The 19,242-nt window shown below is 59.6% G+C and carries 14 protein-coding genes and 2 pseudogenes; 6 read left to right on the top strand and 10 right to left on the bottom strand.

Annotated features, from left to right (window positions below; genetic code table 11):
- Positions 1–112: 112 nt before the first annotated feature.
- From J6525_RS20090 to J6525_RS20080, 3 genes are all read left to right on the top strand, one after another.
- The gene (locus J6525_RS20090; protein WP_225645981.1) at positions 113–1,807 is read left to right on the top strand and encodes a thiamine pyrophosphate-dependent enzyme; all 1,695 of its coding nucleotides are present in this window, start codon (positions 113–115) and stop codon (positions 1,805–1,807) included.
- A 151-nt stretch (positions 1,808–1,958) separates the two neighbouring features.
- Positions 1,959–2,699, top strand: coding sequence for a rhomboid family intramembrane serine protease (locus tag J6525_RS20085; protein WP_225645980.1), 741 nt, complete (start codon positions 1,959–1,961; stop codon positions 2,697–2,699).
- 22 nt (positions 2,700–2,721) lie between these two features.
- Positions 2,722–3,570, top strand: a complete 849-nt coding sequence (locus J6525_RS20080) for an SDH family Clp fold serine proteinase (RefSeq protein WP_225645979.1) — start codon at positions 2,722–2,724, stop codon at positions 3,568–3,570.
- A 94-nt stretch (positions 3,571–3,664) separates the two neighbouring features.
- On the opposite strand, the gene J6525_RS20075 is transcribed toward J6525_RS20080, so the two are convergent.
- From J6525_RS20075 to J6525_RS20035, 9 genes and pseudogenes are all read right to left on the bottom strand, one after another.
- A complete protein-coding gene (locus J6525_RS20075) occupies positions 3,665–4,288 on the bottom strand; it encodes a MarC family protein (protein ID WP_225645978.1) in 624 nt (207 codons plus the stop codon).
- Between the two features lie 992 nt (positions 4,289–5,280).
- Positions 5,281–5,838, bottom strand: a complete 558-nt coding sequence (locus tag J6525_RS20070) for an NADPH-dependent FMN reductase (protein WP_225645977.1) — start codon at positions 5,836–5,838, stop codon at positions 5,281–5,283.
- Between the two features lie 174 nt (positions 5,839–6,012).
- A pseudogene (locus J6525_RS20065) lies at positions 6,013–7,853 on the bottom strand (glycoside hydrolase family 15 protein).
- Between the two features lie 207 nt (positions 7,854–8,060).
- Entirely contained in the window at positions 8,061–9,569 is a 1,509-nt protein-coding gene (zwf, locus tag J6525_RS20060; protein ID WP_225645976.1) for a glucose-6-phosphate dehydrogenase, read from the bottom strand.
- A 73-nt stretch (positions 9,570–9,642) separates the two neighbouring features.
- A complete protein-coding gene (locus J6525_RS20055; RefSeq protein ID WP_225645975.1) occupies positions 9,643–10,098 on the bottom strand; it encodes a hypothetical protein in 456 nt (151 codons plus the stop codon).
- Positions 10,099–10,361: 263 nt separating this feature from the next.
- On the bottom strand, positions 10,362–12,104 hold the full coding sequence (locus tag J6525_RS20050) for an FAD-dependent oxidoreductase (protein WP_225645974.1): 1,743 nt from the start codon (positions 12,102–12,104) through the stop codon (positions 10,362–10,364).
- Positions 12,105–12,140: 36 nt separating this feature from the next.
- Positions 12,141–12,956, bottom strand: coding sequence for a universal stress protein (locus J6525_RS20045; protein ID WP_225645973.1), 816 nt, complete (start codon positions 12,954–12,956; stop codon positions 12,141–12,143).
- A 39-nt stretch (positions 12,957–12,995) separates the two neighbouring features.
- Positions 12,996–13,619, bottom strand: a complete 624-nt coding sequence (locus J6525_RS20040) for a DUF1931 family protein (RefSeq protein ID WP_225645972.1) — start codon at positions 13,617–13,619, stop codon at positions 12,996–12,998.
- 449 nt (positions 13,620–14,068) lie between these two features.
- Positions 14,069–14,998: a lactate/malate family dehydrogenase gene (locus tag J6525_RS20035; protein WP_225645971.1), complete on the bottom strand. Its 930-nt coding sequence runs from the start codon at positions 14,996–14,998 to the stop codon at positions 14,069–14,071.
- A gap of 880 nt (positions 14,999–15,878) precedes the next feature.
- Here J6525_RS20035 and J6525_RS20030 point away from each other — a divergent pair.
- Both J6525_RS20030 and J6525_RS20025 read left to right on the top strand, forming a co-directional pair.
- Positions 15,879–16,925 carry a zinc-dependent alcohol dehydrogenase family protein gene (locus tag J6525_RS20030; RefSeq protein ID WP_225645970.1) on the top strand — a complete coding sequence of 349 codons (1,047 nt, stop codon included), beginning with the start codon at positions 15,879–15,881 and terminating at the stop codon, positions 16,923–16,925.
- A 1,080-nt stretch (positions 16,926–18,005) separates the two neighbouring features.
- A pseudogene (locus J6525_RS20025) lies at positions 18,006–18,264 on the top strand (non-homologous end-joining DNA ligase); the annotation flags it as partial.
- Positions 18,265–18,517: 253 nt separating this feature from the next.
- On the opposite strand, the gene J6525_RS20020 reads toward J6525_RS20025, so the two are convergent.
- Positions 18,518–18,949 carry a class I SAM-dependent methyltransferase gene (locus J6525_RS20020; RefSeq protein WP_225645969.1) on the bottom strand — a complete coding sequence of 144 codons (432 nt, stop codon included), beginning with the start codon at positions 18,947–18,949 and terminating at the stop codon, positions 18,518–18,520.
- Positions 18,950–19,057: 108 nt separating this feature from the next.
- On the opposite strand from J6525_RS20020, the gene J6525_RS20015 reads away from it, so the two are divergent.
- A complete protein-coding gene (locus J6525_RS20015; RefSeq protein WP_225645968.1) occupies positions 19,058–19,213 on the top strand; it encodes a hypothetical protein in 156 nt (51 codons plus the stop codon).
- The last annotated feature ends 29 nt before the right edge of the window (positions 19,214–19,242 follow it).

Below are 19,242 nucleotides of genomic sequence, written 5' to 3'. Positions count from 1 at the left end.
TCACAACTTCGTCGCCTCGTTGACGGGTTGACGCCGGTCAAGGTCTATGGCCGGTGGGGGCGCCAGCCTGCCGCATTGAACGAACTTCGGTGGCGAGAGTTGGGAACGGAACATGTCACAGACAGTTGCCGGCATTCTGGTAAGTGCCCTCGAACAGATCGGCGTTCGGCACATCTTCGGATTGATCGGCGACTCGCTCAATCCGCTTGCCGATGTGGTCCGACGCAGCAAGATCGAGTGGGTCGGCGTCCGCCACGAGGAAGGCGCGGCGCAGGCCGCCGCCGGCCAGGCCAAGATCACGGGCACGCTCGCAGTGTGTGCCGGCACCACTGGACCTGGCAGCAATCATCTGGTTGCTGGTCTTTATGAAGCGGCCCGCGATCATGCGCCAGTGCTGGCCTTGTCTGGCGACATGCCGCGCAAGCTACATGGCACCGATTACATCCAGACCACTGAACCCGATCTTTTGTTTCGTGACGTGTCGCTCTACACCGAGACCATCTCGACCGCAGCGCAGGCACCGGCGGTCATCCATCAGGCGATAGCGGCCGCTTATGCCGGCCCGGGCGTCGCACATCTGACGCTTCCGCAGGACGTGATCGCAGCGAAAGCGCAAGGCACCGTTCCCAGCATCCCAACCTTGAAGCCCCGGTCGGAAGTCACCGCCAGCGAGGCAAGGATCGCCGAACTAGCCCGGCGGATTGAAGAGGCGGGCAAGATAGTGATGATGTGCGGCGCCGGCTGCCGCGGCTCCGTTGACCTGTTGTGCGCTCTTTCGGATCGGCTCAAGGCTCCGCTGATCCATACAGTTAAGGGCAAAGACCTCCTGCCCTACGACGATCCCCGCTGGATGGGCGGTCTCGGCATGATCGGGACGCGGGCCGTCTACAATGCCGTGATGCGTTGCGACCTGCTCCTGATGATCGGCACTGATTATCCTTATTCCAACTTCCTTCCGACCAAGAGCACGGTGATTCAGATCGATGAACGACCACAGGTGCTAGGACGACGCGTTCTGACCGCGCTCGGCGTTGCCGGATCGGTCCGGCCGACGCTGAAGCAATTACTCGGCCGGGTTGCCCAGAAGACCGATACCGAATTCTGGGACGAGGTCGCCGACGAGCGCAGGAAATGGGACGCCATGCTCAACAAGCAAGCGGATATCAAGCGGAGCGACCATCAGATCCATCCACAGGCGGTTGCCCGCGCGGTTAGCGATCTCGCCCGTTCCGACGCGATATTCGTCCTGGATACCGGCCTAAACACGCTATGGTCGGCCAATTGGATCCGTCAGACCGGGACGCAGCGGATCATCGGATCCTTCAACAATGCGGCGGTAGGAACGGCCCTCGGCCAAGCCAATGGCATACAGGCGTTGGATCGCTCCCGTCAGGTGATCGCGCTGACCGGCGATGGCGGGTTCAATATGCTGATGTGCGAATTTCTGACAGCAGTGCATCACAACCTGCCGGTCAAGGTCATCATCTACAACAATTCGTCGCTCGGACTGATCACGCTGGAAGCCGAAAGCGTCGGACTGGTGCCATTTCGCGAAGCCATCGACTTTCCAAACCCGGATTTCGCAGCATTAGCCCGTGCGTGCGGTGGCCACGGATACATGGCCAAACGCCCGTGGGAATTGATGGCAGCGGTAGTCGAAGCTCTCGCGATCGATGGCCCGGCAATTGTTGACGCAACCGTCATCTCAAATGAAATGCCCAATTTACCGCACGTCGATTTGGAGATGATCGGACATTTTGGGCTGGCCAAGATCAAGGAAGCCGTTCTCGCCGTAACCGGAGGATAGCGAGAACAACCGCCCGGACGTACCGAAACCACCCGCAGCCGGCGGCGACGCTTGGCCCTCCCCGCCCGAAAATTGACGATCGTCATGGTCCGTCCAGGAATCTGGGCGCAGTATCTACCGGGCATCGCGGAACGGTTACGAAGAGACGCAGATGTTCCCGATCAGGAATACTGTCCCGACCCGTTACCCGCCGGTGATCACGTGGGTGCTGATCGCCACCAACTGTATCGCGTTCCTGTTCGAGATCAGCCTTAGCCCCTACGAGCTTGAGCAGCTGCTGTATCAATTCGCGCTTGTCCCTGCGCGTTATTCCGGGATTCTTGCCTCCGATGGGATCGACCCGGCCATCGACGACGTCCTGCCGCTCTTCACTATGATGTTCCTGCACGGCGGGTGGCTGCACCTCATCCTGAACATGTGGACGCTATGGCTGTTCGGTCCGACGATCGAAGATCGGCTGGGTCATGGCCGTTATTTGGCATTCTATCTTGCCTGCGGCGTTGCGGCTTCTGTCGCGCATATCTTCTTCAACCCAGTCTCGATCGTACCGGCATTGGGCGCCTCGGGAGCGATCGCCGGTGTCCTCGGGAGCTACATGCGCCTGTTCCCCCTCGCCCGGGTGGTCGTGGTGATCCCGATCCTGTTCATCCCGCTGTTCTTCGAAGTCTATGCCTTCTTCTATGTCGGGTTCTGGTTCCTCATGCAAATCTTGCAGGGACTCCTGGACTTGGCGGTAACGCCAATGCGCGCGGACGTCGCGTGGTGGGCCCATATCGGCGGGTTTGTGGCAGGCTTCGCACTTGTCTCTCTCATCGTCCAGTCCGAACGGCGTTACCGGGCCTACTATCGGGACGAAGGCGTGCTCGGCTTCGATCCTGAAGGGCGGATGTGAGGTGCTATTCGTGGAGGCTTCCATGTCGATCGGTGATCTCTTCTGGATCTTCTTCATGTTCTCGGCGATCCAGCCGCTGTTGCGCCAGCGCATGCTCGAGGCGATGCGCGTGCGCAAGATCTCGCAGCTGGAGGCCCAGCGAAAATCGCGGGTGATCCTGCTGGTGCACCGGCAGGAAACCATGCGGCTACTGGGTTTCCCGATCGCGCGTTATATCGACATCAACGATTCGGAGGAGGTTCTGCGCGCCATTCAGATGACAGACGAAAATGTGCCCCTCGACCTCGTGCTGCACACGCCGGGAGGACTCGTGTTGGCAGCGCTGCAGATCGCCAGGGCGATCCGCGAGCACAAGGCGAAAGTCACGGTCTTCGTGCCGCACTACGCCATGTCCGGCGGTACGCTGATCGCGCTGGCGGCCGACGAGACCGTGATGAGCAGCCATGCCGTGCTCGGCCCGATCGATCCGCAGCTCGGACAGTCGCCGGCAGTCTCGCTGATTAAGGTTGTCGAGGAGAAGCCGCTAGCCAAGATTGAAGATCAAACGCTGATAATGGCCGACGTCGGCCGCAAGGCTATTGCGCAGGTCAAACAGTCGGCAAGCGAGCTGCTGGAGCGGCGGCTGCCCGCTGAACAAGCCGCCAAGCTGGCGGAACAGCTCGCATCCGGTGCCTGGACGCATGACTATCCGATCTGGGCGTCGACAGCGAAGCGGCTGGGCCTGCCCGTGAACACTGACATGCCTGACGGCGTTTTCGAGCTCCTGAAACTGTATCCGCAACCCGTCCGCATGCAAAGCAGCGGCGGCGTGGAATATCTGCCGGTGCGGCGAAGTCTGCCGGACGGAGGGGATTCTGTGGAGGTGGACTGACGTACAGCGGGGCCGCCTCAGACCGTTGCCAAATTAGCATGGCATGCCGACGCGGTCATTGATGGGTCGTCTCGTCAACGCGCCCACCGACTATTCAGGCGCTTGCGTGAGCGGATGCGACCCCATCCAATACGAACTGAACCGAGAAAGCCGCGAGCAATATCCCGAGCAGCCGGGAAAGCACGGCATTTCCAGTGTTGCCCAGTGTTTTCGCGATCGGCACGGCCAGAGCAAAGCTAATCATGCAGGTCAGGCACACCAGCAGAATGACCAGAATGAGCACAACCAGTCTCGATGTCGTGCCTGCGGCGCTGGACAACAATAGCGTGGTGGCAATTGCGCCTGGTCCGGCCATCAGCGGGATAGCCAACGGAAAGACGGCGATATCCGAAACCTGCTCGGCCATCGTCTTGTCGGTTTCGCGTGCCTCCCGGTGCGGCCGGTCACCGAAGACCATCTGGTAGGCAACAGCGAACAAAAGAAGTCCGCCCGCGATCTGAAAAGCTGGAATGCTGATCCCAAGCTGGCCCAACAGCCAGTTCCCGCATAATGCAAGACTTACAAGGATCCCCGCAGCGATCAGCGGAGACCGGACGACGATTCGCGCCCTGTCTCGGCTACTGAGTCCGCCTGCTGCCGCGAGAAACGCCGGCACCAATCCGACGGGGTCGACGACCAGTAACAGGGTCACAAAGGCCGACATAGCGAAGTCGATCACGGCGAATGCCCGCCGCGAGCGTCAGGCAGATCGTGGTACGGGATGTACGCAGCTCGACCTGAGCCGACGCAAAGTACAGTAGAAAGCAATCCACCAGCGGTCCTCGCCACTCTATGCACTGCGCCGAAATCATGCGTATTCTTTTCGCCCTGTGGGCTCAGCCTGGCAGAGTCCGGGGCGCCGAGCACGCCGCGCGGACCAAGCAGTTCGCGCTGAATAACGTCCTCGGACTTTTCGGGTTCTTCGCCGTTGAGCGGCTGTACTCTAACCATGATCCCGTTCCTCCCTTCTTCTGCCGCGGCATGCAAACAAATCTGACTATTTCGGCGGCCTGAGCTCGCTTCTAAGCCAACCTACCGCATCACTCTTGAGCGGATCGATGGGGATTGAAAGTGTCGTGGACTGGCCGCACGTCGAACAAGCAAAAGTGAGTTCTTGATAACCGAGCGCGCCTGGCGCGGCCCTGCCCGCGGCCATAGCGCGTCCACACTTCGGGCATGCGGGTTTCTTGATTGTCGCAAACCCTCTGAGCGTATCAGATGAAGCCAGGAACATTGGTTTCGCCGACGCGAGCCGCTCTCCTTTTTATGTGTGCTGCGAGCAGACGCATGACTCAACCGCGCAGCCTACACACTTATGCAATATCGGCCATACGCAGGATGCGCCATGTCGTATTTTTACGTAGGCATCAACTTACGATCGGTCCATCGCGGCTGGTAGAATAATTGGCCAGTGATGACTGGCTCACGCCGTCGATACACGACTGTCAATACGGGGCGCGACGAGGCATACGCACATATAAACTATAGGCTCACTGTCTCAGTGCTTCGCCAGGTTGTGAAATGCAGTTGGCTAGGCTTGCGATCAAGCTGCCAGAATTCGAGATCGGCAAATACTGGCACGAGTGAGCCGATTCACCTGACCGACAGTCGGTGGCCGCGATCCTGGACAATGGTGGGAACGTGCCGCCAAGGAAGAAATAGTGTTGAAGCTCACCCTTTGAAGCGAGCAACGAATTTCGCGAAGGCCGCGAGCTGATCGGCAACCACCTTCCTGGTCGGGTCGTCCTTCAGTTCGAGCGTATGCGGATCAAATTTTGTCTGGGCTAGTCCGACGAATACTTCCGGTATCCCAAACACGAAGGCGCTGAGATAGGTAAGCGCCATTCGCAGATGATACTGCATTCGCGCCCCGCCCAGGGGACCGCCGCTGGCGGACTGAATGGCGACTGGCTTCTCCCTGAAGGGCTGATTTTCCAGGCGCGATACCCAATCCAGCTCGTTCTTCAGGCCTCCGGGAATAGTCCAGTTGTATTCGGGCGAGACGATGATTATGCCATCGGCTTTCCTGATGGCTTCAGCGAAGGTCGTCACTTCACCTGGAAAGCCGGCGGCCTGAACGTCCACATTGTACAGGGGCATGCCGTCGTACGGCGGCGCCTCGGAAAGATAAAGATTCGAAGGCGCAAGCTTAGGCAACGCCCGCATCAGCGCGGTATTGTACGAGCCCTTGCGCAGGCTGCCACTGATCGTCACCACGTTGAGTACCATTGACTATTCCTCTTGCTTGCATGAGACGCTGAAAACACATCACCTCAAGCGGCGATATTTGTCTTTGACGATTGCCCGTTTTCGCCACCGCCAGCAGCAAAAAAATGATATTCGAAGAACCAGACCGGCTGGTTGACATTGCCCGCGGGCCGCCGTCCAGCAGGAACGTCTACGTCAGTCCGGCTCCGCTGCGGCTTGCGGAATCGGACGCATCGCCGGGCGCTGCGGCTCGGCGCGCTCCTTCGCAGGACACGTTCCCCGGGTGAGATTCAAGGCGCAACAGATCAAACCCACATGGCTGTAGGCTTGCGGAAAATTGCCCAGCATGCGGCCGGCGAACGGACCGTATTCCTCGGCGAACAGTCCCACGTCATTGCAACGCGATAGGAGGCGGTCGAACAGCTTGCGGGCCTTCAAATAGCGGCCCTGCAGAATGTAATTGTCGGCCAACCAAAAGCTGCACGCCAGAAACGCTCCTTCTCCCCGGGGCAGACCGTCACCGGGATTAGCGCGTTCATACCGCAGAACAAACTCGTCCTGGACCAGCAGTCTCTTTTCAATGGCCTGCACGGTATTCCTCACGCGCGGATCCGTTGCAGGCAAAAAGCCAACCAGCGGCATCAGCAACAAGCCAGCGTCGAGCCGTTTTGAGCCGTAAGCCTGCACGAAACTTTCGAGATCGCGGTCGAAGCCGCGGTCGCACACGTCGGCGTGGATCTCGTCGGCGACCGCTCGCCAATGCCGAGATGCTTCGATTGATCCGCGGGTGGCGAATTCATTCGCGGCACGATCGAACGCAACCCAGGCCATGACCTTCGAATGGACGAAGTGCTGCCGCTCGCCGCGTACCTCCCAAATACCTTGATCCGGCTCGCGCCAAGCGCTGGCGAGATATTTCAGCATGATGGGCTGCAGGGCGCGGCCACGGTCGGTTAAACCTATACCGCCCTTCCCGGCGTGGAACATGGCGTCGGCGACCTCGCCGAGGACGTCCAGTTGGAGTTGCTGGTAGGCGGCGTTTCCGATGCGCACCGGCGACGATCTTTCATAACCGCCGAGCCACGGAATGGTCAGCTCCGGCAGCCAGCGTTCGCCTCCCACTCCGTACACGATCTGCACCTGCTCCGGACTACCGGCGATGGTGCGAAGGAGCCAGTCTCGCCATGCCCGCGCCTCGTCGTAGTACCCGAGGTGCATTAGGGCCAGCAGGGTGAACGTGGCGTCACGCAACCAGCAAAAGCGATAGTCCCAATTTCTGATTCCACCAATAAGCTCCGGCAGAGAGGTCGTGGGCGCGGCGATAATCCCGCCGGTCGGGGCGTAGGTCAGAGCCTTCAATGTAATGAGCGAACGTTTGACCGCTTCCGTCCAGCGACCGACTTCGGGACACCGATCACTCCATCCACGCCAGAATGCTTCCGTTCGTTTCAGCGCGTCGAAGGCATCAATCGCCGAAGGAGGATCTTGAAACGACGCCCCGTAGGAGAGGATGAACGGGATTGACTGGCCGGCCGTGACCGTAGGTTCACCAACTGTTTTTAGGCCTCGCCGTGAAGCGCGGCTGTCGTACGCAGCACCAGACGCTCCGGACCGGCGATTGCGCTGATGCTGCCGTCATCAAGCCGGTTGACCCACGGCACCGTCGCCCCATAGTCGAATCGCACTACAAATTCGGAGTGAAACTCGACTCGCCCCTGTCGACCTACGAGGATGCGTACAAGCTCGGCCCGATTTCCCGGTGCCATGAAATCGATAAGCGTCGCAGTGCCACCCTTCGTTCTGAATTCCGTTTCGAGAACCAACGTGCCTGCGCGGTAGCGTCGCGACGTCTCGATCGGCTCATCCTTCGGCGCAATGAGCCACCGTCCATTTTCTGCGTCGCCAAGCAAAGCGGCAAAGCACGCAGCCGACTCAAATCTCGGCAAGCACAGCCAATCGATCGAGCCATTGTGCCCGACCATGGCTGCTGTCTTGCAGTCGCCGATCATCGCATAGTTTTCGATTTTGAGCGCCATACACAACTCTCGGCCTGGGCTCGCTGCCCACGCAACCGCTCTCAGATATTGATCCCTAAATTTTCTTCGTCGAAGCACAGCCCCGTTGAAACTGCCGGTGCTCACAACCCTTGATAAGCGATAAGTGAGCCGATTCCACGGTATCGCGGTCGACACTGAATCCAGGCCCACAATCTCTCGGCGGCTGTTTCCCCGAGCGCATCGCCGTCAGAGCTTCCGCCAGCTTCGGCCATCGCGCTTCAAAAGTTCAAACGCGCCCGGAGGGCCCTCACTGCCCGCAGGATAGAATTCCAACCCCTTGCTGCCCACTCGTTTCCAGGCGTCGAGGAGCGGCTGAACCGCCCGCCAGCCAGCCTCCACGCCGTCGGCGCGTTGGAACAGAATGTTGTCGCCAATCATGCAATCGTAAATCAAGGTCTCATATCCCGTCGCAGGCTCGGACTTGAAGTAGTCCTTATAGAGAAACTTCATTTGCACGCCGTCGATCCTGATCACTGGCCCCGGCACCTTGGTGTTGAACTGCAGCGTGATGCCTTCACTCGGCTCGACGCCGATGACGAAATAGTTCTCAGCCAGTTGCTCGATGGGCGTGCATCGAAACATCGCAAACGGCGTCTCGCGGAATTTGATCGCCACTTCCGTGCGCTTCATGGCGAGCGCCTTTCCGGTGCGCAAATAGAAGGGGACCCCGGCCCAACGCCAGTTGTCAATATTCAGTTTCATCGCAACGTAAGTCTCCGTAGCGCTGTCCGGCCGGACGTCCGGGGTATTTCGGTAATCAGGAATCTCCGTGTCGCCGATTTTCCCGGCAGTGTACTGGCCGCGCACGGAGTTTTTCAGCGCCTCCTCTTCGCTCTGACAGTGGATCGCCGACAGCACTCCGTCCTTTTCCGAACGCACGTTATGGGCATCGAAATGTCTCGGCGGCTCCATAGCGACCAGCGATAACAGCTGAAAAAGATGGTTCGGCACCATGTCGCGAAGAGCGCCGGTCGCGTCATAAAAGCTACCGCGATGGCCAACACCGAGCTGCTCATCCACGATGATCTGCACGTGATCGATGTGATGGCGGTTCCAGATCGGCTCGAACATTCCGTTGGCGAAGCGCAGCACCAGGATGTTCTGGACGGTCTCTTTGCCAAGGTAGTGATCGATTCGGTAGATCTGGTGTTCGCCGAGGATGCTCAACAATTCCGCATTCAGCACACGCGCCGATGCCAGATCGGTTCCAAACGGCTTTTCGATCACGACCCGCCGCCAGGCGCCGGGGTCCTCCTTCAACAAGCCGAGACGGCCGAGTTGGCGCACGATCGGCGCGAAGGCATCAGGCGGTGTCGCCAAATAAAACAGCCGATTGCCCCCGGTGCCGCGCGCGGCTTCCAACCGTTCAAGCTGCTCCTTAAGACGATCGTAAGAAGAGCCGTCGCCGGGATCGGCCACGACCGAGGTGATGCATTCCAGAAGACGATTCGCGACCGCGTCTTCCACGGGGCGGGTTGCGAACTGATGCAGACCCTTCATTAGGCTCTCGCGCAACGCTTCGTTCGATATGCCGCAGCGCGCGACGCCGACGACGCAGAATCTTTCCGGCAACAGTTCGGCTGCCGCAAGATTGTAAAGCGAAGGAATCACCAGCCGTTTGGTCAGGTCTCCTGTGACACCGAAGATGACAAGGGCGCAGGATTGCGGCTTCGGGCGGGCCTGGACGTTTCTCACGAACGCTTGACGAGATATCGCGTCGCCCTCTGCGCCCCTGAGGACGGGAGTAGCACCAATTATCCGGCCAGACCTATGATGCCTGTTGAGCAGGTTCGATCTCAACGCGGTCATCCTGCTCGGCAAAGTAGACGGGGGCGGGCCCAGCGTGATCGCCGCTCTTCTTTCTCAGCCAGACAGCTGGCAATTGAAGCACCCGAGCATGCTGTCCTTCCGACAGGAGATTCACAAGAACGATGGTGCCGTCGGGAAACAGCAGGGCATCGTGGTGCTGCCCCGGCGTTTTCGGTTTGATCACGCAGAATTGGGCGACACGGAAGCCCGCGCTCTTGGTCAACAACCAGTTGCGATTGTATCTCACGTCCTGCTCGAATGCGAGCTCGGTGCCGGGCAGCAGACAAACGGCGACGGTGGGTTCGTCCTTGTTGGCAAAGCCGCGGGTCGATGTGCCGCGAAAGCTGGTCGACACCAAACTCTCTCCCACCTTTGCAGGGCGTGACGTAACGGCATGTAGGCTGTAGTCGCACATGGATTTTCTCCGCTGGGTTCCTTGACCCGAACGATGATGCCGCAAACCGCCGAGCTGGCCCTTGACCGCCGTCAAGATATGCGTGGCTTGTTTGAGATCGCGAAACGGCCGGGTACGGTTTTCATGATCGCATTCGAAAAGCTACTCAAAGCCGCGGCAGCAGCGCGATGTCCGAACGGGATCGTATCCAGTCCACCCCTGCCGACCTTGGCATGGTCAACTTCGCAAGTCGTGGCCGTGATACATCTCGGCATCGCCGCTGCTCACTGTTGTGATGGGACTGCAAGTGCGTTTTCGGTTTCGCGCGAGTCTTGACTGGCGCGTTGTTCACTCTTGTCTCGCACTTGGCCGTTGGCAAGCGCAATGTGTAGCTCCGCCCCGACGACGGCACCCTCACCGATCGCAGCACCCACGCGCTTGACCGACCCGGATCGCACGTCGCCGGCGGCGAATACACCGTCTACGCTGGTCTCGAGTAGCAACGGACGGCCAGCGCCACCCTTCGAGCGGATGGTGGAGGGAGTGTCCCATCCAGTCAGTACAAAATTCTTGCTGTCCAACGCGACCCCGGCGCCCTTAAGCCAAGCCGTTGCCGGCTCCGCGCCGATGAAGAGGAAGAGGTGGCGGATCGGCTTCTCGGTTTCCTCGCCGGTCGAGCTGTTGCGCCAGCGTACGCGCTCCAATTGCCCTTCCCGGCTGCCATAAAGCGCGACCACCTCAGTGTGGGTCAGCACCTCGATATTATCGAGATTCGCAATACGGTCGATCAGGTAACGCGACATGCTCTCCGTGATGCTTGGTCCACGAACCAGCATCCAGATTTTTTTTGCGAAGTTGCGCAGGAATACGGCGGCTTGGCCCGCTGAATTTCCGCCTCCGACCAGGACGATCTCCTCGCCCCGACACAGGCGTGCCTCGATCGGCGAAGCCCAATACCAAACGCCGCGTCCCTCGAAACTCGGCAGATTCGGCACGTTGAGGCGGCGGTAGCGGGCGCCGCTCGCAACCACCACCGTCGAGGCCCTCACACACCGCCTATCCTCCAGGTGCAGCGTGAACGGTGATTCGCTCGAATCGAGTCGCGATATCCCCGCAGGGATCACCATCCGCGCGCCAAATTTCTGCGCCTGGACGTAGGCGCGGCCGGTGAGTGCTTGGCCGGATATGCCGGCGGGAAAACCGAGATAGTTCTCGATCCGCGCGCTGGCCCCGGCTTGCCCGCCGAAGGCACGGGCGTCGAAGACGACGACCGACAAGCCCTCTGATGCGGCATACACCGCCGTCGAAAGGCCCGCCGGGCCAGCGCCAACGACTGCGACATCATAGGTTCGGCTCTCGTCGTCGATCGGCACCATTCCAAGCGCGCGCGCCAGCTCTGCTTCGCTCGGATTTTTCAGGATTGTTCCTTTCGGACACACCGCAAGCGGCAGGTCGGCCGGATTTGGTGCATACTGCTGGACAAGCTTCGCCGCGTCGGGGTCCTTTGCTGGATCGAGCACTTGATGTGGATACGCATTGCGGGCGAGAAAGCCTTGCAGGCGCACAACGTCTGGGCTCGATTCGGGGCCGATTAGGACTGGACCACCGGCGCCTGCCTCTACCAGCGCAATGCGGCGGAGGATCAAAGCCTGCATGATCCGTTCGCCGAGTTCGGGCTCCCCAATCATCAACGCACGTAGATTCTCCGGCGGGATCAAGAGGGCTTGGACATCGTCGATGGCGTGAACGTCGACAAAAGCGGGCTGGCCTGACAATTGTCCCACTTCGGCGACGAATTCACCGGGTCCCTGCTCCACAATCGGCGCGCAATGGCCTAGCGGATCGCGCCTGACGACGCGCACCGAGCCCTTGATCAGCACACACATGCCCGGGGCGACTTCTCCGGTCACGAACAGCGCTTCGCCGGCACGGTAGTTCCGCACCGCGCCGAAGCGGCGAAGACGGTCGATTTCATGCGGCGCAAGCTTGGGAAACATCTGCTCGCGGCGGCTATCAATCGTCGGCATCTGCAATCTCGCTGTCGGGGCAAGGTGCGACGTGTCCTAATGCGCCATCAGCAGCGGGATAGGCGCTTCGTGCAACAGGCTGTAGGTCACCCCGCCGAGCAGCCGCTCGCGCAGGCGCATGTGACCATATCCGCCCATAACGATAAGGTTCGCCTTCCGGCGCTCGGCCTCAGCCATCAATTGCGGCCCGACTTCGCTTGAGCGGCACTTGATGCGATGCAGACTGGCCTTGATTCCATGATGCCGAAGATGATTAACGGCATCGATCCCCATCACCGCCTCCTCCTCGGTAGGCTTTTCGCCGGTCGCAACGATGACCGACACACTTTCCGCCTTGTGAAGAAACGGCATCGCTTCGGCAAGCGCACGAGCCGCTTCCCGGCTCCCGTTCCAAGCGACCATAACGCGATCGAAGGCGATCCTCGGCCGCTCCGTCTCGGGAACGAGATAGACATTCCTGCCAGAGCCGAACAGCACGCCTTCGACGAGTTGTTCCGGATCCATCGCGCCATTGGGACGAAGTGCCACGAAGGTGTCGGCGGAGCGCGCCTCTCGCGCGGCAATTTTGGCTACGTCATCGGACAAGACATCGAGGCGCCGGACCTCGACCATCCGATCCAGCATTCGCAGCCGCTTGGCTAGTGCCTCCTCCACCGCATTGCCAGTTTGGCGCGCATGCTCGACGATTGTGGCGGTGACGTCGCCCTCAATCGGCCCCGGCAAAGGCAGAACGTTGAGATACAACCCGATGACCACGCGGGTCTCCAGCTGGCGGGTCATGTCGGCGACAGCTGCCAGACGAATTTCGTCGGAGGCGCCGCCGTCCAGCCACACCATTACATCCCTGATCATCGCTCTCTCCTCGCTCGCGACAGCCGTCGCGATGTTTGGCTACTCTGCTGTTCGCGCAGCTACAGCAGCAGATCGAAAATACGAAAACACTTCCGCCAGTGCTCGTTCGATGGATTCTACAACCCGGGGGCGATGATGTTGAACGTATGCGCGAGCGCGACACTCAGTCCCACGATGTCCGGTAGGCGAGCCTCGATCCTCTCCGTAAGCAAGATCAATCGGCGGGCGCGTGGCGACGCGGTCGAGGATTAGCCGCGGCTCGATCTCTTCGTCGAGTCTCACGAATTCATGGATGCATTCCTGCAATCCCTTGGTGACCGGCAGGTCGAATGGCTCCAGGATCACGCCGCCGTTCGCCTTGGCGACCGCCTGGGCCCGCGGCAGGAAATCATAAAGTTTTTGGTTGATAAAATCGCTGTAGCGCTTGCTGTAGCGCTTGATGTCCTGCTTGTCGACATCGACGCTGGCTATGATCCGAAAAAATCGCTCGAATCTCGCCATGCGCATAACATGGCTGGCGCGCGGCTGATTCGATTGCACGGCGGCGATAATCATAGGAAGCGTCTCCTCGCCGCACGATACCGTGCGCAGGCCAGCCTCCCCCTTGACGGTCGTCAGTTTCGCGCGATCTTCTCGCACGGACACGAAATTGATCTTTGTCACGGAGCAATTCTTCGAAGTTGCGACATCTTTGTTGCGTGTGTGGACTTCAGCGCGGGTCACCATCCCGCGGGTCTCTTCATCCTCGAAAGGAGGGAAACATAGACGAAGCCACCATCGTTGCGGCAGCCCTCGCGTCAGGCAGACGGCGGACACCAACACGCTGTTCCTGCCGTACCGGCTGGGTCCTTTTCAGGCTGCCGCATCGAATGGTCATGGCGTCGTTGACGCGCTCGCGGGCGCGTCAACCGGCAACGTGCCCTCGCGGCCTCCTACTACAAGCAACTGTCGATGCAAGGCCAACCTGGCCCCCGGCATCCACGCCGCAAGCAGGAGGCACGGCGTGAGGTCACGAGAGCGGCGGACCAGGCTGACGGATTGATTATCAATCAGCTCTGGCACGCCGGGCGCATTTCGCGTCCGGCGCTGCAGCCCGACAAAATGCTTTCCGTCTACCGACGACCTAGCGACCTCCTTAAGTTAGCCGCGCCCAGTTCCAGCGCCCGCTGCTCCTCGACGGACATCTCGGGTTCGAAAATCCGAAGCACTCCCTCGCGCCCGACGACGCTCGGAAGTGAGAGAGTGACGCGAAATTTGCCGTTATAGCTGCCGATCGGAATCACCGCTCGTTCATCGCGAAGAACAATTTCCGCGATCCGCGCCGCAACGATACCAATGCCAAACTGGCTCGCATCGTTGCCTTCGATGATAGAGATATTCGCGTAACGAACGTCTGCCTCGATCTGCCTGCGTAAACTGTGAGGCACTCGGCCACGAAGTCCGACGAGTTCGCCGACCGGCACGCCGGCGATCCGGGCGGTTGACCAGAGGAATACCTGCGAGGTCCCATGTTCGCCGACCACCTGCGCCTCTACCTGATTGGCATCGACGCCGAAATGCGCCGCCAGATGAACGCGGAAACGCAAGGAATCCAAAAACGTACCGGTACTTAGCACGCGATCATGGCATACGCTTGCGCGCGCAATATCGGCGAGCGGATCCGGCGGATCGGTCACGACCAATATCACCGCGCTAGGCGCGGCGTGCACAATGCGCGGAACGATCTCGCGGTAGATTTCAGCATTCTTGTCAAGCAACCGCAACCTGCCCTGGGAATCGCTGCGGTCGGTGGCGCCCCCCGCCTTTTCATTGATGCCGGCGGCAATCACAACCAGCTGAGAATCGGCAAGCTCTTCATAGTCGCCATCGACAATGGTGGTCTTTGGGCCGAGCGGCGCTCCGTAACGAAGATCGGTGGCGACCGCCCCCGCCCGCTTAGACGTTCGGTCCACGATCACAATTGTCCGGGCACTCCCCCGTACCACCATGGCAAGAGCACAGGAACACCCTACCCTACCTGCTCCAACGATTCCGACTTTCATGATGAACCTGCATTCCAAAGACCGTCAACCGATGCCCCAACACCAGTAGTACATTGTTTGTCGATCGCGTGAGCGCCGGTTCGCAATGTTTGCTGGCGTTCCGGGACTTAACAATCGAGAACATCAAAATGTCTGAGCAGGCTTCATGCGGATACAATCTCCGCATGCTTTACAGGACAAAACCCGTACCGGCCGGCCTGGGCGGAAGCGGGCGGGCCGGGTAGTATCGCAAGAGCGATGCATATTTTCCCGAGCCGCATAGAAACTTCCTTCGCTGCTGGCATCACAAGGAATCATGAACTCCGCAACGGCTTCAAGCATTGACCATCGTCAATGAACAGGTCCTCTCACGAGCGCCTCGAAGTAATCGGCGCAGGCTTGATGCATCTTCTGTCGACAGTGACGTCGATCGGCTCGGGCGCGGTCGGGTCGCAATCCTACACCTGTGATGAACAAGCATATATTCCCAGTTGCTCCTGCTCGCCGAATAATACGGGCGATTGATGGTTATCAAGGGAACTAGGAAGTAACTGTCATAGTTTTCGCTACGCATGTTGGGGCTCGGCTTCATCTTGTCGTCCGGCAGGCGCCTGATCGGGTTGGCGAGATTGGACGCATCGAGATGAGGCCTCTGCATCGATCACCATCGCCCTGACCGGCAGCTTGGACTCGCTCAGTCATCAAGGTCGAGTGCGGTGCCGTTGCCCACGGCTGTCCGATCGGAGCGCCCGGCGCGGTTCTGACCGCTCGCCTGCTCTCTGCAATGAAACGCGACTATGCCCAGGCGCAGCGTGGGAGGATAGCACCGGTGACACTGGGGCATCGCCTGATGCTCGAGACGATTCACTCGATTGGCAAAATCGAACGTAGGAGAATGGTTATGAAAGCGCTGGTATACCAAGGCCCCGGAAAGAAGGCGCTTGAGGATCGCCCAAAGCCGAAGATTGCCGCGCCAACGGACGCTATCGTCAAGATCGTCAGGACGACGATTTGCGGAACAGATTTGCATATCCTCAAAGGCGACGTGCCGACCTGTACACCAGGCCGTATCCTTGGCCACGAAGGTACCGGCGTCATCGAAGAAGTCGGCGCCGCCGTCACCGCCTTTCGGGCCGGCGACCGCGTGATCGTGTCCTGCATCTCGTCCTGCGCAAAATGCGACTATTGCCGCCGCGGAATGTACTCGCATTGTGTCAACGGGGGCTGGATCCTCGGCAACACGACTGACGGCACCCAGGCCGAGTATGTCCGCATTCCCTTTGCCGAAACCAGCCTATACCGCATCCCCGCCGGAGCGGATGAGGAAGCATCAGTAATGCTGAGCGATATCCTGCCCACCGGGTTCGAATGCGGCGTGCTCAACGGCAAGGTTCAACCCGGCGCGACCATCGCGATCGTCGGAGCCGGCCCGATCGGGCTTGCGGCGTTGCTGACGGCTCAATTCTACTCACCGTCGGAACTCATAATGATCGACTTTGACGACAACCGGCTCGAAATGTCGTCCCGCTTCGGTGCGACCACAACAATAAACAATAGGGACGGCAAGGCAGTCGAGAAAATCATGAAGATGACCGACGGTCGTGGCGTCGATACCGCGATCGAAGCCGTCGGCCTTCCCTCAAGCTTTGTCACTTGCGAGGACATCGTGGCGCCTGGTGGTGTCATCGCTAACATCGGCGTCCATGGCGTCAAGGTAGATCTGCATCTAGAACGCCTCTGGGACCGTAACGTCGCGATCACGACAAGACTCGTCGATACCGTCACAACGGCGATGCTGCTTAAGACTGTACAATCAAACAAGATCGATCCCAAGCGACTGATCACGCACCACTTCAAGCTCGACAATATCATGGACGCCTATGCGACGTTCGGCGAGGCGGCCAAGACGAACGCTCTCAAGGTCATCATCTCAGTAACCGAATCTTGAAAGATAATCTAGGTCGACAGACTTGACGGCGGTGCGAGATTGATGGCGCGCAAAAAGCTGAAAGGTTCGGCTCTCTGCCCGAACTGACTCGCCGCCGGGAGCTGAAGGCAGTTTGTTGGCAAGGTTCTCGAATGGATGAAATTGATGAAGAGAGCGATCAGATAAACGGCTTTCCGCCCGTCACCGCCCGCCAGCATGACAAAAAAGAAGGCTCGGTAACGGAGGAGGCCGAAGAACCTTAATGGTGCTGCCCAATACCATATATCGAATTTTATCGCTCGTCTGGCTGGTCGTCGTTGTAGGGTGCGTAGGATATTTTTCGGTAGCGGAGGCCACTCAGTTGGCGGCCTCTTCGCGAAATGGCCCCAGCGCGGTGGGGGGCACCGAGGCCGAGTTGCCATGATTACCTTCCCGCCAGAACCAGCACTCGGCCGTTTAGTTCCTATTTCCCGGTCGTCCTTCGAGAGGACGAAATGACAGCTCGAGCAGGCACGCCGCGGGGGTGCTTTGCTCGGGCGCCGACAACCTGCTCCCGCTTTCTGATGATCGTAAGCCGACTGCTTACCGCAGCCTCCGTTCGTCCAAGCTTCCGGGCGATCTCCAACTGCGTTAGGGCTGTCTCTCGTATCATTTTTAGCAACTGTTGCTCGTCCTCTTCGGACCACGGCTTGGCGGGCATAACTCACTCCGGCATTAATCCAACGATAACAGCGCGGCTAGCAACGGTTTGCATCGGGTGGAAATAACCCACGTTAATCCAGTGGCGGTAATGTTGCCACTATTTCCCAGCGTCGCGACGCGGTCTGGTTTTCGAGCTGCCCGCTTAGCGGGTACCCGGCGGGAAAAAAGCTGCGCTTTATCCGGTCCACAGCTACGGCCCCCATGGGAATGAATCGCGAATGTGCCCCGGGTCTTTGGGGGGCAAGAGCCGGGGCACCTTCATTCGCGAATGCGCTGTGCCGGGGAGCGGCACGTTGCTAACCACGCTTCGAAGGTGCCGTTCCTAACGACTTCTTCATCGCCGACCTCAGCCGGCCCTCAACTCGCTTGCGGCTATTGCCGACCTTATTGACGGCCTTTGCCGGCGCCGCCATCCAGTTCAGCGAAAGCTTCGCGATCGACGGCCCCAAGATGTTCACCCATGCTTGCAAGCTCGGCTACGAGGGCGTGGTGTCGAAGGTAGCAAACAGTGTCTATCCGACCGGCGCCCGCAGCCGGGACTGGGTCAAGAAGACCTGCGCCCAGCGCTAGACGCTGACAATCGCGGGCTTTGCACTGGACGACAATGGGACGGGATTTACGTGGCCGGCGCAAGGGTGACGAACTGACCCGCCACGGAATAGCAGCTGATGCCCAGCTATAGGAACTCTTCTGACGATCGATGAAATCGATGCTGTGCTCGACAGCGCACGCTACGGGCTGTTCGGCGATAATCCAGCAGATGACCCGTAGGCATCGTGATCAGCGATGACGCTGCAGCTTCTATCTTCTGCAAAGAACACGCCATTGCCTGCGACTTCCTTCCACCAACCGCGGCCAATCCGAGATCGACGCATACTGACCACGCCAAAGCGCCACGCGCTCATATCACCTTAGAATGGCTGCTCGGAGAGCAAATCTTGATATCCCGGCACATGCCAGGTGTTATCCAGCACATCCCCACTCGGTGAGATTGCCTCCAAGCCAAGCATTAAAATGATCCCTGACTTTCGTTCCGGAGGATTCGGAAACAGGGAATTGATGCAGGCTGTTCCGTCCGCGTCCAACTCGTGGGAAGAGCCACGACGACCTCTTCGCAGAAGCTCAGTACCGTCTATTCCGCCGCTCCAAAAATTATCGCTCGCCTTGGCGGCAGTGTCCGGTGCGTAGGGAAGCTTAGATACCAGCAGATCACATGTTCGGGCGATCGAATCGAAGAGATCGCTTGTAACAAAATCGACGCCTTCATCTCGGCGATGTCCTTGGTGGCGACCGCGAGCTGTGAGCCCAATGTCTGCATCCGTGTGCGAGCTCGCGTTCGGCAAGACTGAGATCCCCCAGCGCCGCTCGGGCGCCGTCGACGGCGACGCCGGCGGCCGCACGGCCGAGGATCAGTCCAACAAGATGGCCAAGACGGCCGACCGCAACAAGCAGTGCGCAAGAGCTATAACCCGGTCAATGTCGCCAGCGTTCGGCGCTTCGATCAGGCGCGCGCGATCGGCGCGACGAAGCTCGAGGCAGCCGACCAAGATCCAGCCGGCAAGGTGACGCTGACATCGCTTGCAATGCTGTTGAAATCCAGAAGCTAAAATACGTCGACAGTTCTAAGCGGACCGCC

It is taken from the genome of Bradyrhizobium australafricanum, from assembly GCF_020329495.1.
GTDB classification, from domain to species: domain Bacteria; phylum Pseudomonadota; class Alphaproteobacteria; order Rhizobiales; family Xanthobacteraceae; genus Bradyrhizobium; species Bradyrhizobium australafricanum.
This window is presented reverse-complemented; position numbering and strand designations above follow the sequence as displayed.